Raw genomic sequence first — 14,137 nt, 5'->3', positions numbered from 1 at the left:
CACCCGCGCGCCCCCTCGGTCCCGCCCCCTCGGCCCCGCCCCCCTCAGTCCCCCTCCGCGCACGTGCGCCGATAACCGATCCCGGGCACCCGCACCCGCCACTCGTCCTCCGTCAGCGGCGCCCCCGCCGCCGCGCACACCCGCCGCTCGGCCTCCTCGGTGCCCGTGGTCCACACCCGTGCCGTGTAGCCCGCCGCCGTGACGACGGTCCGTCCGTCCGCGCTCACGGCCGCGTCGCCGAACGGCTCACCGGGACTGTCCAGCCGTTCCCGCAGGACCGGCCCGGGACGGCCGACGTCCCACAGCAGCGCCGCTCCGTCCTCGCCGGCCGTGAGCAGCGTGCCCGTGCGCCGGGCGAAGGCCAGCGCGGCGATGTGGCGGGTGTGGCCGAGCAGCGGCCGCGGGTCGCCGGACGGCCGGTGCCGGGCCCCGTCGGGGTCGAGCCGCCACAGCAGGACCGCCCCGTCCCGGCCGCCGGAGGCGAGCAGCGCGCCCCGCTCGGCGAAGGCCACATCGGTGACCATCGCGGTGTGGCGGGCCCGCGCCCACAGCGGCCGGGGCCGCCCCCGTCCCCGGGTGTCCCACAGCCGTACGGCGTGGTCGGCCTCCGCCGTCGCGAGCACCGTCCCGCCGAGCCCGAAGGCGACCGCCTGGACGCCCTTGGCACCGTCCAGGCGGGCGCGTTCGGTGAGGCGGCCGCCGGTGGAGACGTCCCAGAGCCGCGTCCCCGTCTCGCGGCTGCCGCTGGCCAGTTGCCCGCCGTCCGGTCCGAAGGCCACGTCGTTGACGGCCTGCCGGTGGACGGTGACGTGGTCGAGGACGCGGGCGGCGCCCGGGCGCCGTACGTCCCACAGGGTGATCCGTCCGTCCCAGGCGCCGGTGACGAGCCGGGTGCCGGTCGGGTCGAAGGCGACGGCGGACACCCACGCGAGGTGCGGCAGGCCGGCCAGGCGCCGGGGGCGGGCCGGATCGCGTACGTCCCACAGCGCGGCGGTGCCGTCGAGGGCGGCGGTGGCGGCACGGGCGTGCGCGTCGTCGAGGGCGACGGCGTAGACCTGGCCGGCGTGGCCGAGGAGCAGCGGCAGCGGCAGCCGCCAGACGGAGGCGGTGCCGCCGGCGGCGGCCCCCGCGTACAGTTCGCGGCCGCCGGGGCCCCAGGCCACGGACTGCAACCCGTTCGGGTGGGCGAGGGTGGTCAGCGTCAACCCGGTGTGCGGGTGGCGCAGTTGCAGGCCCCCGGCCTCCCCGGCGACCGCGAGCAGGGAGCCGTCGGGGCTGTAGGCCATCCCGGTCGTGTAGCCCTCCGCGCGCTGTCCCGTCCGGGTCCTCGCGGTGCAGCGGCCGCCGCGGTCCAGGGCGCACATCCACACGTCGCGGTCGGACAGTCCGGCGGCGAGGTGCCGGCCGTCGGGGCTGAGCGCGGCCTCGCCGACCGAGGCGCCCGTGAAGGACACGCTGCCGGCCACCTCGTACCCGAGGCGGCGCGTGCCGCGCGCCCACACCGTGGCCCGCCCGTCCTCGCCCCCGGTGGCGAGCCGGGAGCCGTCCCGGCTGAACGACACGGAGTACAGGGCGCGGTCGGAGACCCGGTGGACGACCGGTCCGCGCGGCCGGTCCGGGTCCGTCAGGTCCCACAGCCGCAGCGCCCCGTCCGCGCCGGCCACGGCGAGGGTCCGCCCGTCGGGCGCGAACCGGGCGTCACGCGCTCCGCCGTCCGCCCACACCACCCCGCCGGGCCGGGCGGACCGCCCGTCGACCCGCCACACCCGGGTCTCCACCGTGTCCGCCACGACGAGACTCCGTCCGTCCGCCGCGAACGCGAGCCCCCACACGGCGTGCCGCGCCCCGAGCCGCACCTCGCCCGTCATCCGTGCGCCGCGCCACAGCCGTACCACTCCCTGGCGGGTGCCGACGGCCGTGGTCCCGTCCCGGCCGAAGGCGAACGCCGAGACGGTGGCGTCGTTGCCCGGCAGTGGCGTGGGGTGGGGCAGGCCCGTGCTGCTGAGCAGCGCGCCGCGGGCGGCCGGCAGGCCCGGGGCCCGGTGGTGGGCGGCGACGGAGAGGGTGGCGGCGAGGGCCGGGTCGGCGGTGCGCAGGGCGCTGATCCGCTCGGTCAGGGCGACCGCCTCGGCCTCCCGTGCCTGACGCGTCGCCAGGTCGCTCTGCCGGCGCGCCTCCTGCCCGTTCTCGAACGCCACCGAGGCGACGACCAGCAGCAGCCCCAGCAGCCCGGCGAGGGCGGCCAGCGCCCGCCGCAGCCGGCGCAGCCCGCGGTCGGCCTCCCGGCGGCCGGCCGCCAGGAACGCGCGCTCGGCCGCGGTGAGCCGCCGGGGATGATCGGCCGCCCACTGCTCGGCCACCGCCAACGCGGCGCCCTGGAGGAGCAGTCCGGGCACCCGGCCGGCGTCGGCCCAGGCGCGGGCGGCCTCGGTGAGCCGCTGGTGCGTGCGCAGCCCCTCCCGGTCGGCGTCGATCCAGCCGGCCAGCCGCGGCCAGGCCCGCAGCAGCGCCTCGTGGGTGATCTCGACCCGGTCGCCGTCGACGGTGAACAGCCGTGCCCGCGTGAACGCCTCCAGCACCTCCTGGGCCCCGGCCACCAGCCGGTCCCGCTCCACGTGCCGTCTGCTGTCCGCGCCCTCCTCCCCGACCCGGACCAGTTGCAGCGTCAGCTGCCGTGCCACGTCCCGCTGCACGGGCGACAGATCGAGGTACGTCCGCTCCGCGGTGGCGGCGATCGCCCCCTGGATCCCGCCGGTCCGGCGGTACCCGGCCACCGTGATCCGCCGGCCGGTGCGCTGCTGCCAGGTGGCGAGCAGGGCGTACGACAGCAGGGGCAGCGTTCCGGGCTCGTGACCGCGGCCGGCCGGGTCGAGGTCGTGCAGCAGGACGTCGAGGAGGCCGGGTTCGATCTCCAGTCCCGCCAGTCCGGCGGGCCGGGTCACGCACGCGGCGAGTTCGTCGCGGCTCATCGCGCCCAGCGCCATCGGCCGGCGCTGGACGGCGCCGACGAGCGCCGGGTGGGTGAGGCACCGGTCGAAGAAGTCGGCGCGTACGGCGATCACGACGAGCGGCAGCGCGCACAGGGCGTCGACGAAGGCGGCCCGCTCGGCGGGGTCCGGACAGAGCGTGAACGCCTCCTCGAACTGGTCCACGACGAGCAGCAGTCCGCTTGCCTCCGCCGGCGCCGCCCCGGCGCGGATCCGCCCGGCGAGCGCGGCCTCACCGGCGTCGAGAGGCCCGGCGAGGGTCCGGGCCAGGGCGTCGACCGGGCGGGCGGTGGGCGTCATGACGACGCCGTGCCACGGCCGGCCGTCCGGTCCAGGGAGCGCTCCCTCCGTCACGGCGGGCAGCAGTCCGGCCCGCAGCAGCGAGGACTTGCCGGACCCCGAGGCACCGAACACGACGACGGGCCCGCCGCCGGTGCGGACGGCTTCGGCGACCCGGTCCACCAGCGCGGTCGTCGCCCTCTCCCGGCCGAAGAACCAGCGGGCGTCGTCCCTGCCGTAGTGGTCGAGGCCGCGGTACGGGCACGGGGTCGCGCGCTGCCCGGGCAGGGCGCCCGGTGTCTCGCACAGGCGTCGCAGGGTGCTGCCGGAGCCGAGCGCCGCGTCCAGTTTCGCGGCGAGCTCGCGGTGCGGGCGCTTGCGGCCGTGCTCGACGTTCGACAGGTGGCTCTTGCTGTAGTTCACCCGCTTGGCGAGCTCGGAGAGTGACAGCCCCCGCTCGCGGCGGATCCGCCGCATCGCCTCCGCGAAGTCCTCCGCGACCGTCTCCTCATGCACCGCGTTCCCCCAGCTCAGGGCCTGTATTCCGGCGGTCCCGGGATGGGGTACGCGCCGGATCTAGCCTGCCGGTCCGGCGGCGGGCACGGTGGTGTCGGCGGGCCGGATCAGCACTTTGGGTGACGGATCCGGGGGCCCGCCGTCCCTTCCATCCGAGCAGAGAACGGAGGCATGTCCATGCCCGAAAAGAGCATGCGGATCAGGTGCGCGGTGGGCGCGGCGGCGGTGGCGGCGGTCCTCGCCACCACGGCCGCCGGCCCGGCGCTGTCGGCGACGCGGGAGCCGGTGCGGTCCGCGCACACGACGACCTGCTCGGTCGGCGGCCCCAAGAGCGGGGCCCGCGCGACCGTCTCGTGGACGAACCGGTCCGCCACGGTGAACCTCACAGTGTGGGACGACGAGACCTGGCTGCGCCCGACCAAGGCGTTCGTCCAGGCGTACGCGGGCAGCGCCTACGTCGGCGGCAGGGACCTCACCGCCGACGAGGGGCAGGCGCACGGCTCGTTCTCGTTCACCACGAACAGGACCGGCGGCATCACCTCGATGAAGCTCTGGACCAAGTCGGGTGTGAGCGAGAGCGTCGTACGCATCTGCAAGCGCTGAGGTGAGCGGGCGGGGTTCACCCCTCGGTGAGCCCCGCCACCAGTTCGTCGGCCGCCCGGTACGGGTCCAGCTCCCCGGCGACGATCCGCTCCGCCAGGGTGCCGAGCCGCCGGTCGCCGTGCAGGTCGCCGATCCGTTCGCGCAGGGCGGTGACGGCGATCGTCTCGACCTCGCGGGCGGCGCGGGCGCGGCGGCGCTCGGCGAGGACGCCGCGCTCCTCCATCCACGCGCGGTGCTTCTCCAGGGCCTCGACGACCTCGTCGAGGCCCTCGGCGCGGGCCGCCACCGTCTTGACGATCGGCGGACGCCAGTCGCCGGGGCCGCGTGCCTCGCCGAGACCGAGCATGTGGTGGAGTTCGCGGGCGGTGGCGTCGGCGCCGTCCCGGTCGGCCTTGTTGACGACGTAGACGTCGCCGATCTCCAGGATCCCGGCCTTGGCGGCCTGGATGCCGTCCCCCATGCCGGGGGCCAGCAGGACCACGGACGTGTCCGCCTGGGAGGCGATCTCGACCTCCGACTGGCCGACGCCGACCGTCTCGACCAGGATCACGTCGCAGCCCGCCGCGTCCAGGACGCGGATCGCCTGCGGGGCCGCCCAGGCCAGGCCGCCCAGGTGGCCGCGGGTCGCCATGGAGCGGATGTAGACGCCCGGGTCGGAGGCGTGCTCCGCCATCCGGACCCGGTCGCCGAGCAGGGCCCCGCCGGAGAACGGCGACGACGGGTCGACGGCCAGGACGCCGACCCGCCGGCCCCGCTTGCGGTACGCCGTCACCAGCGCCGAGGCGGACGTCGACTTGCCCACGCCCGGCGAGCCGGTCAGGCCCACCACGTAGGCGTTGCCGGTCAGCGGCGCCAGGGCCGCCATGACCTCCCTGAGCTGCGGGGACGCCCCCTCCACCAGGGAGATCAGCCGGGCCACGGCCCGGGGCCGGCCTTCCCTGGCCCGGGCGACCAGCGAGGAGACGTCCTGCATCACAGCTCCGTTCGGGACGTAGGGGCGTACCGGTGGCCAGTGCCCTGACCGGGAAGGTCCGCCGGCTCGTGACGCCCGGCAGACCTCTCCCGTCACGGCACTACGACAGGGCTCAGGCCTTGGGTACCCGCACGATCAGCGCGTCACCCTGGCCGCCGCCGCCGCACAGCGCGGCCGCGCCGACCCCGCCGCCCCGCCGCTTCAGCTCCAGGGCCAGGTGCAGCACGAGCCGGGCGCCGGACATGCCGATCGGGTGACCGAGGGCGATGGCACCGCCGTTGACGTTCACCTTTTCCGTGGAAACACCGAGGTCCTTCATTGACTGGACCGCGACGGCGGCGAAGGCCTCGTTGATCTCGACGAGGTCGAGGTCGGCGACCTCCAGGCCCTCCTTCTTCAGGGCGTGCAGGATGGCGTTGGACGGCTGCGACTGCAAAGAGTTGTCCGGTCCGGCCACATTGCCGTGGGCTCCGATCTCGGCGATCCACTCCAGACCGAGCTCCTGCGCCTTGGCCTTGCTCATCACGACCACGGCCGCCGCGCCGTCGGAGATCTGCGAGGCCGACCCCGCGGTGATCGTGCCGTCCTTGGCGAAGGCCGGACGGAGCTTGCCGAGCGACTCGGCGGTGGTCTCCGGGCGGATGCCCTCGTCCTTGCTGAAGACGACCGGCTCGCCCTTGCGCTGCGGGATCTCGACCGGGGTGATCTCGGCCTCGAACAGGCCGTTCTTCTGCGCGGCGGCGGCCCGCTGGTGGGAGAGGGCCGCGATCTCGTCCTGCTCGGGCCGGGCGATGCCCAGACGCGTGTTGTGCTTCTCCGTGGACTCGCCCATGGCGACGCCCTCGAAGGAGTCGGTCAGTCCGTCGTGGGCCATCGCGTCGAGCATCTCGATCGCGCCGTACTTGAAGCCCTCGCGGGACTTCGGCAGCAGGTGGGGGGCGTTCGTCATGGACTCCTGGCCGCCCGCGACGACCACGTCGAACTCACCCGCGCGGATCAGCTGGTCGGCCAGCGCGATCGCGTCCAGGCCGGACAGGCAGACCTTGTTGATCGTGAGCGCCGGCACGTTCATCGGGATGCCGGCCTTGACCGCCGCCTGGCGGGCCGGGATCTGCCCCGCGCCGGCCTGGAGGACCTGGCCCATGATCACGTACTGCACCTGGTCGCCCCCGATCCCCGCACGGTCGAGGGCGGCCTTGATGGCGAAGCCGCCGAGGTCGGCTCCGGAGAAGGACTTCAGCGAGCCGAGCAAGCGGCCCATGGGCGTCCGCGCGCCCGCGACGATCACCGAGGTCGTGCTGTTGGTTGCGGTCATGAGCTGCGATCCCCTTACCGGCCTGCACGGGCCGAGGAGTGAACGAGGGTTTACTTCGAATGTACTGACGGGCAGCCCGCACCGTCACCGGGCCGTCGGTGTGATCGCGCGCACGTTGCGTAACCACCTCCGGAGCGTTGCACTGAGTCCATGCTGACGCGAATCGACCACATCGGGATCGCCTGCCACGACCTCGACGCGACCGTCGAGTTCTACCGCTCCACGTACGGCTTCGAGGTGTTCCACTCCGAGGTCAACGAGGAGCAGGGGGTGCGCGAGGCCATGCTCAAGATCAACGATACGTCCGACGGCGGCGCCTCGTACCTCCAGCTGCTGGAGCCCGTCCGGGAGGACTCCACGGTCGCCAAATGGCTGGCGAAGAACGGCGAGGGCGTCCACCACATCGCCTTCGGTACGGCGGATGTGGACGGCGACGCCACGGACATCCGCTCCAAGGGCGTACGCGTTCTGTACGAAGAGCCCCGACGCGGCTCCATGGGGTCACGAATCACCTTCCTGCACCCAAAGGATTGCCATGGCGTACTGACAGAACTGGTCACTTCGGCGCCTGTTGAGTCACCTGAGCACTGACCCTCGTACATAGGGGCCGGTAGGGTTGGGGGCGGTCGCCGCTCATCACGGGCGACCGTTGTCCTGCCGTCCCGGCGGCAGGACCAGCCGGGGTCCGGGTTTCGGGGGGCGAGGGTCGGGGCAGCAGCCCGTGCTCCGCCGTCGATCTGACACCATTCCCCGGGGGCCCCGTTCGGCGGATGGACGGAGCTCGGTTCACAAGCTTGCGACCAGGGGACGGATGGGACCGCGCAGTGCGGGGCTACGAGAGCCAGGAGCGGGAGCCGGCGGCTGACGTCGACCACCTCACTCGGTTCGAAGCCGAGATGAAACGGCTGAAGACTGAGCGGGAAAAGGCGATCCAGCATGCCGAGGACCTCGGCTACCAGGTCGAGGTGCTGCGCGCCAAGTTGCACGAGGCGCGGCGCACCATCATGTCCCGGCCCGCCTTCGACGGCGGTGACCTCGGCTATCAGGCCGAACAGTTGCTGCGCAACGCGCAGGTGCAGGCCGACCAGCTGCGCGCCGACGCCGAGCGCGAGCTGAGCCAGGCGCGGGCGCAGACCCAGCGCATCCTCCAGGAGCACGCCGAGCAGGCGGCCCGGCTCCAGGCGGAGCTGCACGCGGAGGCGGTGGCCCGCCGGCAGCAGCTCGACCAGGAGCTGGCGGAGCGCCGGCAGACCGTCGAGTCGCACGTCAACGAGAACGTGGCGTGGGCCGAACAGCTGCGCGCCCGCACCGAGTCCCAGGCCCGCCGCCTCCTCGACGAGTCGCGCGCCGAGGCCGAGCAGGCGATGGCGGCCGCGCGCGCCGAGGCCGAACGGCTGACCGCCGAGGCCCGCCAGCGGCTCCAGAGCGAGGCCGAGGGCGCCCGCGCGGAGGCCGAGCAGCTCCTGCGCCGCGCCCGCGCGGACGCCGAGCGCCTGCTGAACGCCGCGTCGGCGCAGGCCCAGGAGGCCACCGACCACGCCGAGCAGCTGCGTTCGTCCACCGCGTCCGAGTCGGACGCGGCCCGCCGGCAGGCCCAGGAGCTGAGCCGGACCGCCGAGCAGCGCATCGCGGAGGCCGACACGGCGCTGCGCGAGGCCCGCACGGAGGCGGAGAAGCTCGTCGCCGAGGCCAAGGCGGCCGCCGAGAAGGCGCTCCAGACCGCGGAGTCGACCAACGAGCAGCGCACCCGTACGGCGAAGGAGCAGGTCGCCCGGCTGGTCAGCGAGGCCACCAAGGAGGCCGAGGCCACCCGGACGGACGCCGAGCAGATCGTCGCCGACGCCCGCGCCGAGGCGGAGAAGCTCCTCGCCGAGGCGGCCGAGAAGGCCCGCACGATCACCGCCGAGGAGAGCGCGACCCAGCTGTCCAAGGCGGCCAAGACCGCCGAGGACGTCCTCAACAAGGCGCAGGAGGACGCGCAGCGCACCACCAAGGCCGCCGCCGAGGAGGCCGAGCGCATCCGCCGGGAGGCCGAGGCCGAGGCGGACCGGCTGCGTGCCGAGGCGCACGACATCGCCGAGCAGCTCAAGGGCGCGGCGAAGGACGACACCAAGGAGTACCGGGCCAAGACGGTCGAGCTCCAGGAGGAGGCCCGCCGGCTGCGCGGCGAGGCCGAGCAGCTGCGCGCCGACGCGGTCGCCGAGGGCGAGAAGATCCGCGCGGAGGCCCGCAAGGAGGCCGTCCAGCAGATCGAGGAGGCGGCCAAGACCGCCGAGGAACTGCTGTCCAAGGCGAAGGCAGACGCGGACGAGCTGCGCCAGAAGGCCACCACGGACAGCGAGAAGGTCCGCACCGAGGCCATCGAGCGGGCGACGACGCTGCGCCGGCAGGCCGAGGAGACCCTCCAGCGCACCCGCCAGGAGGCCGACCGGCTCCGCGAGGAGGCCACCGAGCGGGCCGAGGCCCTCACGGCGGACGCCGAGCGGGCCGCGCGCGAACTGCGCGAGGAGACCGAACGGGCCGTTCAGGCCCGGCAGGCCGAGGCCGCCGAGGAGCTGACCCGGCTCCAGTCGGAGGCCGAGCAGCGGCTCGCCGCCGCCGAGCAGGCGCTGGACGACGCCCGGGAGGAGGCCGCGCGGATCCGTCGCGAGGCCTCCGAGGAGAGCGAGCGGCTGCGCTCGGAGGCCGCGGAGCGGATCCGGGCGCTCCAGCGGCAGGCGGCCGAGGAGGCCGACCGGCTGCGCACCGAGGCCGCCGCCGACGCGTCCGCCTCGCGGGCCGAGGGCGAGGCCGTCGCCGTACGGCTGCGGTCGGAGGCCGCGGCCGAGGCGGAGCGGCTGAAGTCGGAGGCGCAGGACACCGCGGACCGGGTGCGCGCGGAGGCGCAGGCCGCCGCCGAGCGGCTGGCGGCCGAGGCGTCCGAGACGCTGGCCGCCGCCCAGGAGGAGGCCGCCCGGCGCCGCCGCGAGGCCGAGGAACTCCTCGGCGCGGCCCGCCAGGAGGCCGACCAGGAGCGTTCGCGGGCCCGCGAGCAGAGCGAGGAGCTGCTGGCGTCGGCGCGCAAGCGCGTGGAGGACGCGCAGGCCGAGGCCGTACGCCTGGTGGAGGAGGCCGACCGGCGCGCCGGCGAGATGGTCGCGGCGGCGGAGCAGCACGCCCAGCAGGTGCGGGACTCCGTGGCCGGGCTGCACGAGCAGGCCCAGGAGGAGATCGCCGGGCTGCGCAGTGCCGCCGAGCACGCGGCGGACCGTACGCGGCGGGAGGCCGAGGAGGAGGCGGACCGGGTCCGCGGCGACGCCTACGCCGAGCGGGAGCGGGCCGCCGAGGACGCGGGCCGGGTCCGGCGCGAGGCGAGCGAGGAGTCGGAGGCGGCGCGGGCGCTGGCCGAGCGGACCGTCGGCGAGGCGATCGCGGAGGCGGAGCGTCTGCGCTCGGAGGCCTCCGCGCACGCCCAGCGGGTGCGCACGGAGGCGTCGGACGCCCTCGCGGAGGCCGACCAGGCCGCGGCCCGCACCCGGGCCGACGCCCGCGAGGACGCCAACCGCATCCGTTCGGACGCGGCGACGCAGGCGGACACCCTCATCACGGAGGCCCGTTCCGAGGCGGAGCGCCTCCAGACGGAGACCATCGCCGAGGCCGAGCGCCTGACGACCGAGACGGCCGCCGAGGCCGACCGGGTACGCACCGAGGCGGTCGACGAGGCCGAGCGGCTGCGCACCGAGTCGGTCGCCCGGGCGGAGAAGCTGGTCGGGGACGCCACCGACGAGGCGGAGCGGCTGCGCGCCGAGGCCGCCGCGACGGTCGGGTCCGCGCGGCAGCACGCCGAGCGGGTCCGGGTCGAGTCCGAGCGCGTCAAGGCGGAGGCGGCCGCGGAGGCCGACCGGATGATGAGCGTGGCGCGCGACGAGGCCGACCGGACGCTGGACGAGGCCCGCCAGGAGGCCAACAAGCGGCGTTCGGAGGCGGCCGAGCAGGTCGACACGCTGATCACGGAGACCGCCGCCGAGGCGGACAAGCTGCTCACCGAGGCGCAGCAGCAGGCGCTGAAGACCACCGCGGAGGCGGAGGCGCAGGCCGACACGATGGTCGGCGCGGCCCGCCAGGAGGCCGCGCGGCTCGTCTCGGAGGCGACGGTCGAGGGCAACGGGCGGGTGGAGAAGGCCCGTACGGACGCGGACGAGCTGCTCGTCGGCGCCCGCCGGGACGCGACCGCCATAAGGGAGCGGGCCGAGGAGCTGCGCGACCGCATCACCTCCGAGATCGAGGAGCTGCACGAGCGGGCCCGCCGTGAGGCCGCCGAGACGATGAAGTCGACCGGCGACCGCTGCGACGCGCTCATCAAGGCCGCCGAGGAGCAGCTGGCCAAGGCTCAGGCCAAGGCCAAGGAGCTGGTGTCGGAGGCGAACTCGGAGGCGGGCAAGGTCCGTATCGCCGCGGTGAGGAAGGCCGAGGGGCTGCTCAAGGAGGCCGAGCAGAAGAAGTCCACGCTGGTCAAGGAGGCCGAGGAGCTCAAGGCCGAGGCGATCCGTGAGGCCCGGCGCTCGGTCGAGGAGGGCAAGCGCGAGCTGGAGGTGCTGGTCCGCCGGCGCGAGGACATCAACGCGGAGATCTCGCGGGTCCAGGACGTGCTGGAGGCGCTCGAGTCGTTCGAGGCGCCGTCGTCGGGCAAGGACGGTGGCGTCAAGGCGGGCGCGACGGTCGGAGCCCCCCGTTCGGGTGGCAAGTCGTCAGATAGCTAGCGGAATGTGAGAATTCCGTTGAAATCTGAGGTGTTTGAGCAGGTTTGTGGCAAGCCGTCCTGGGGTCGGCCACCCAAAAGGGGTGTCATTCCTCAGATCAAACACGTATCCGCTCGATGACACAGCGCTTCGGCCCCTAGGATTCCACCTATCACCTCACCGGTCTCATTCGACAGGAACCCCATGAGCGACACTTCCCCCTACGGCTTCGAGCTTGTGCGGCGTGGGTACGACCGCGCTCAGGTGGACGAACGGATCTCCAAGCTCGTCTCCGACCGTGACAGCGCTCTTGCCCGCATCACCGCTCTGGAAAAGCGCATCGAGGAACTCCACCTCGAGACGCAGAACGCCCAGGCGGCCGTCAGCGACGCCGAGCCGTCGTACGCCGGTCTCGGCGCGCGTGTCGAGAAGATCCTCCGTCTGGCGGAGGAGGAGGCCGCGGATCTGCGTGAGGAGGCCCGACGCGCGGCCGAGCAGCACCGCGAACTCGCCGAGTCGGCGGCCGCGCAGGTCCGCAGCGACGCGGAGTCGTTCGCCGCGGAGCGCAAGGCCAAGGCGGAGGACGAGGGCGTCCGGATCGTCGAGAAGGCCAAGAGCGACGCCTCGCAGCTGCGTTCCGAGGCCCAGAAGGACGCGCAGTCCAAGCGTGAGGAGGCCGACGCCCTCTTCGAGGAGACCCGCGCCAAGGCCGCGCAGGCCGCCGCCGACTTCGAGACGAACCTCGCCAAGCGCCGCGAGCAGTCCGAGCGCGACCTGGCGTCCCGTCAGCAGAAGGCGGAGAAGCGCCTCGCGGAGATCGAGCACCGCGCGGAGCAGCTGCGTCTGGAGGCGGAGAAGCTGCGCACCGACGCCGAGCGCCGCGCCCGCCAGACCGTCGAGACGGCGCAGCGCCAGGCCGAGGACATCGTGGCCGACGCCAACGCCAAGGCCGACCGGATCCGTTCGGAATCCGAGCGCGAGCTCGCGGCCCTCACCAACCGCCGCGACTCGATCAACGCCCAGCTGACGAACGTCCGCGAGATGCTCGCCACGCTGACCGGCGCCGCGGTGGCCGCCGCCGGCACGTCGACCGACGACGAGCCGATCTCCCGCGGGGTTCCGGCCCAGCAGACCCGGTAGTCACCGGTGCGTGTGAGGGGCGGTGGGCTCGGGCCCGCCGCCCCTTTCGCATGGGCTACCGGATGCCGAGGGCGGGCGGGTAGCCGCCGCCGTTGGCGTTGACCAGCACCCAGGTGTCGCCCGCGCGCACCAGTTGTCTGCCGTAGACGGTGCTGAAGTCGAGTCCGCGTACGCCGATGCCGTCGTCCTCGCCGACCCGGCTCCCGTCGGCCGCGTCGAGCGTGAACAGACGGCCGCTGTCCCCGAGCACGGCCACCCTGCCCCGGTCGGAGCCCTCCGGGGCCAGCGCCGCGATGTCGTTGCCGCTCCCGAGGTCCGTGTGCCACACGCGCCGTCCGTCGCGCAGCGAGTAGCCGGAGACCCGCGCCGGGTAGTTCGCGCCCGGCTTCCTGGCCGCGACGACGAGGACGTTCCCTTCGACCGCGGCCCACAGTGTCGGCCGCGCATCGAATTCTCCGCCGGTCCCCGGGGCGACGACGAGGTCCTCCTCGTCGGCGGTGAGCGGGATCTCCACCGGGTCGGCGCCGTCCTCGGGGTAGGACAGCACGGCCGCGACCCCGCGTTCGTCGCTCTCCTCCAGCAGGAGGGTGAACGGCTCGGCGGAGACGACCGTCGCGGTGTCGAGCGGGCTCTCCACGGGCAGCGGCAGGCTGTCGCGCTGCTTGCCGGTGGCGGTGTCCAGGACGACCAGCTTCGCGTCGGTCGCCCCGTCCTCCGTGCACGTGACCACGACCCGGGTGGTGCCGCCGGCCGCGGAGACGACGTCGGGCGCACAGCTCTCGTCGCCGCCCTTCCCGGTCAGTTCGGCGGTCCAGCGCGGTACGCCGTCGGTGAGCCCGTACCCCTGGACGGTCTCCTGGGTCAGCGCGACGGCCACACCTGCGTCGGCCGCGAGCAGACCGCCGTCGCCGCCGGCGTACGGGACCGCCTCGGCGACGGTGCGCTTCCACACCGTGCGGCCGGTGGACGGGTCGACGCCCCACAGCGTGTCGCAGGGCTTGCCGTCGCGGCCGAAGGCGACCAGGCCGATGCCGTCGACGACGGTGTCGCTCATCCCGCACACGGTGGTGCGGGTCGGGGCCTTCAGCGCCCAGCGGCGGCCGCCGTCGTGCGCGTCGTAGGCGACCAGGGCGTCGGTGCGCACCCGGACCACGGCCGGGTCGTCCGTGCCGACGACCCACACCCCCTCCCCCAGGACGGTGGAGGGCCGGTCGTGTCCGGCCTTCCAGACGGTGTCGAGGACCGGGCCGCGCATCCACAGGTACGCCTGCCAGCCGGGCCAGAGCACGAGCACCACGCCCGTCGTGGCCAGCACGGCGGGCAGGACCTTGCCGGGGCGGCGGTCGGTGAGCTTCCCGATGGTGATCAGGAGCGCTATGTAGCCGGCGAAGGTGAGGAGGAACGCCAGCACGAGGGTGGGCGTGGTGCCGTCGGGGCAGGGGCTGTACCGGCCGCCGCATCCGTTGCCCGGGACGGACGTCCAGCCCAGCAGGTGGAACTCCGCCGCGAGCCCGGCCGCCGCGCCCGCCGCGACGACCGCCAGCCCGGCCCGCGCCAGTCGCCCGCCCGTGAGCGGTCCGCTGTCCGCAACCATGCTTCCCCCCGT

General features: G+C 74.6%; 8 protein-coding genes. 4 read left to right on the top strand and 4 right to left on the bottom strand.

The genetic code is table 11. From position 1 onward, the window contains the following. Positions 1 to 44: 44 nt before the first annotated feature. Positions 45 to 3,782, bottom strand: coding sequence for a helix-turn-helix domain-containing protein (locus ACFYWQ_RS09370; protein ID WP_389514267.1), 3,738 nt, complete (start codon positions 3,780 to 3,782; stop codon positions 45 to 47). A 177-nt stretch (positions 3,783 to 3,959) separates the two neighbouring features. Here ACFYWQ_RS09370 and ACFYWQ_RS09365 point away from each other — a divergent pair, with 177 nt between their 5' ends. Then, positions 3,960 to 4,385 (top strand): hypothetical protein, encoded by a 426-nt coding sequence (locus ACFYWQ_RS09365; protein ID WP_389514265.1) that lies wholly within the window; start codon positions 3,960 to 3,962, stop codon positions 4,383 to 4,385. Between the two features lie 16 nt (positions 4,386 to 4,401). Here the strand turns inward: ACFYWQ_RS09365 and meaB are convergent, their stop codons facing one another. Then, positions 4,402 to 5,358: a methylmalonyl Co-A mutase-associated GTPase MeaB gene (gene meaB, locus ACFYWQ_RS09360; RefSeq protein ID WP_389514263.1), complete on the bottom strand. Its 957-nt coding sequence runs from the start codon at positions 5,356 to 5,358 to the stop codon at positions 4,402 to 4,404. Positions 5,359 to 5,470: 112 nt separating this feature from the next. Further along, positions 5,471 to 6,673: an acetyl-CoA C-acetyltransferase gene (locus ACFYWQ_RS09355; protein ID WP_389514261.1), complete on the bottom strand. Its 1,203-nt coding sequence runs from the start codon at positions 6,671 to 6,673 to the stop codon at positions 5,471 to 5,473. Between the two features lie 150 nt (positions 6,674 to 6,823). On the opposite strand from ACFYWQ_RS09355, the gene mce reads away from it, so the two are divergent. From mce to ACFYWQ_RS09340, 3 genes are all read left to right on the top strand, one after another. Next, entirely contained in the window at positions 6,824 to 7,264 is a 441-nt protein-coding gene (gene mce, locus ACFYWQ_RS09350; protein ID WP_389514260.1) for a methylmalonyl-CoA epimerase, read from the top strand. A 233-nt stretch (positions 7,265 to 7,497) separates the two neighbouring features. Next, positions 7,498 to 11,412 (top strand): polarized growth protein Scy, encoded by a 3,915-nt coding sequence (gene scy, locus ACFYWQ_RS09345; RefSeq protein ID WP_389514258.1) that lies wholly within the window; start codon positions 7,498 to 7,500, stop codon positions 11,410 to 11,412. A 183-nt stretch (positions 11,413 to 11,595) separates the two neighbouring features. Further along, complete coding sequence (locus ACFYWQ_RS09340) at positions 11,596 to 12,531, top strand: cellulose-binding protein (protein ID WP_389514256.1); 936 nt, start codon at positions 11,596 to 11,598, stop codon at positions 12,529 to 12,531. A 55-nt stretch (positions 12,532 to 12,586) separates the two neighbouring features. On the opposite strand, the gene ACFYWQ_RS09335 is transcribed toward ACFYWQ_RS09340, so the two are convergent. Continuing rightward, complete coding sequence (locus ACFYWQ_RS09335; protein WP_389514255.1) at positions 12,587 to 14,125, bottom strand: PQQ-binding-like beta-propeller repeat protein; 1,539 nt, start codon at positions 14,123 to 14,125, stop codon at positions 12,587 to 12,589. Between the last annotated feature and the right edge of the window lie 12 nt (positions 14,126 to 14,137).

It is taken from the genome of Streptomyces sp. NPDC003247 (assembly GCF_042888135.1).
In the GTDB taxonomy this organism is placed as follows: domain Bacteria; phylum Actinomycetota; class Actinomycetes; order Streptomycetales; family Streptomycetaceae; genus Streptomyces.
The sequence above is the reverse complement of the archived record's forward strand: the minus strand, read 5'-3'. Positions and strand labels throughout refer to the sequence as shown.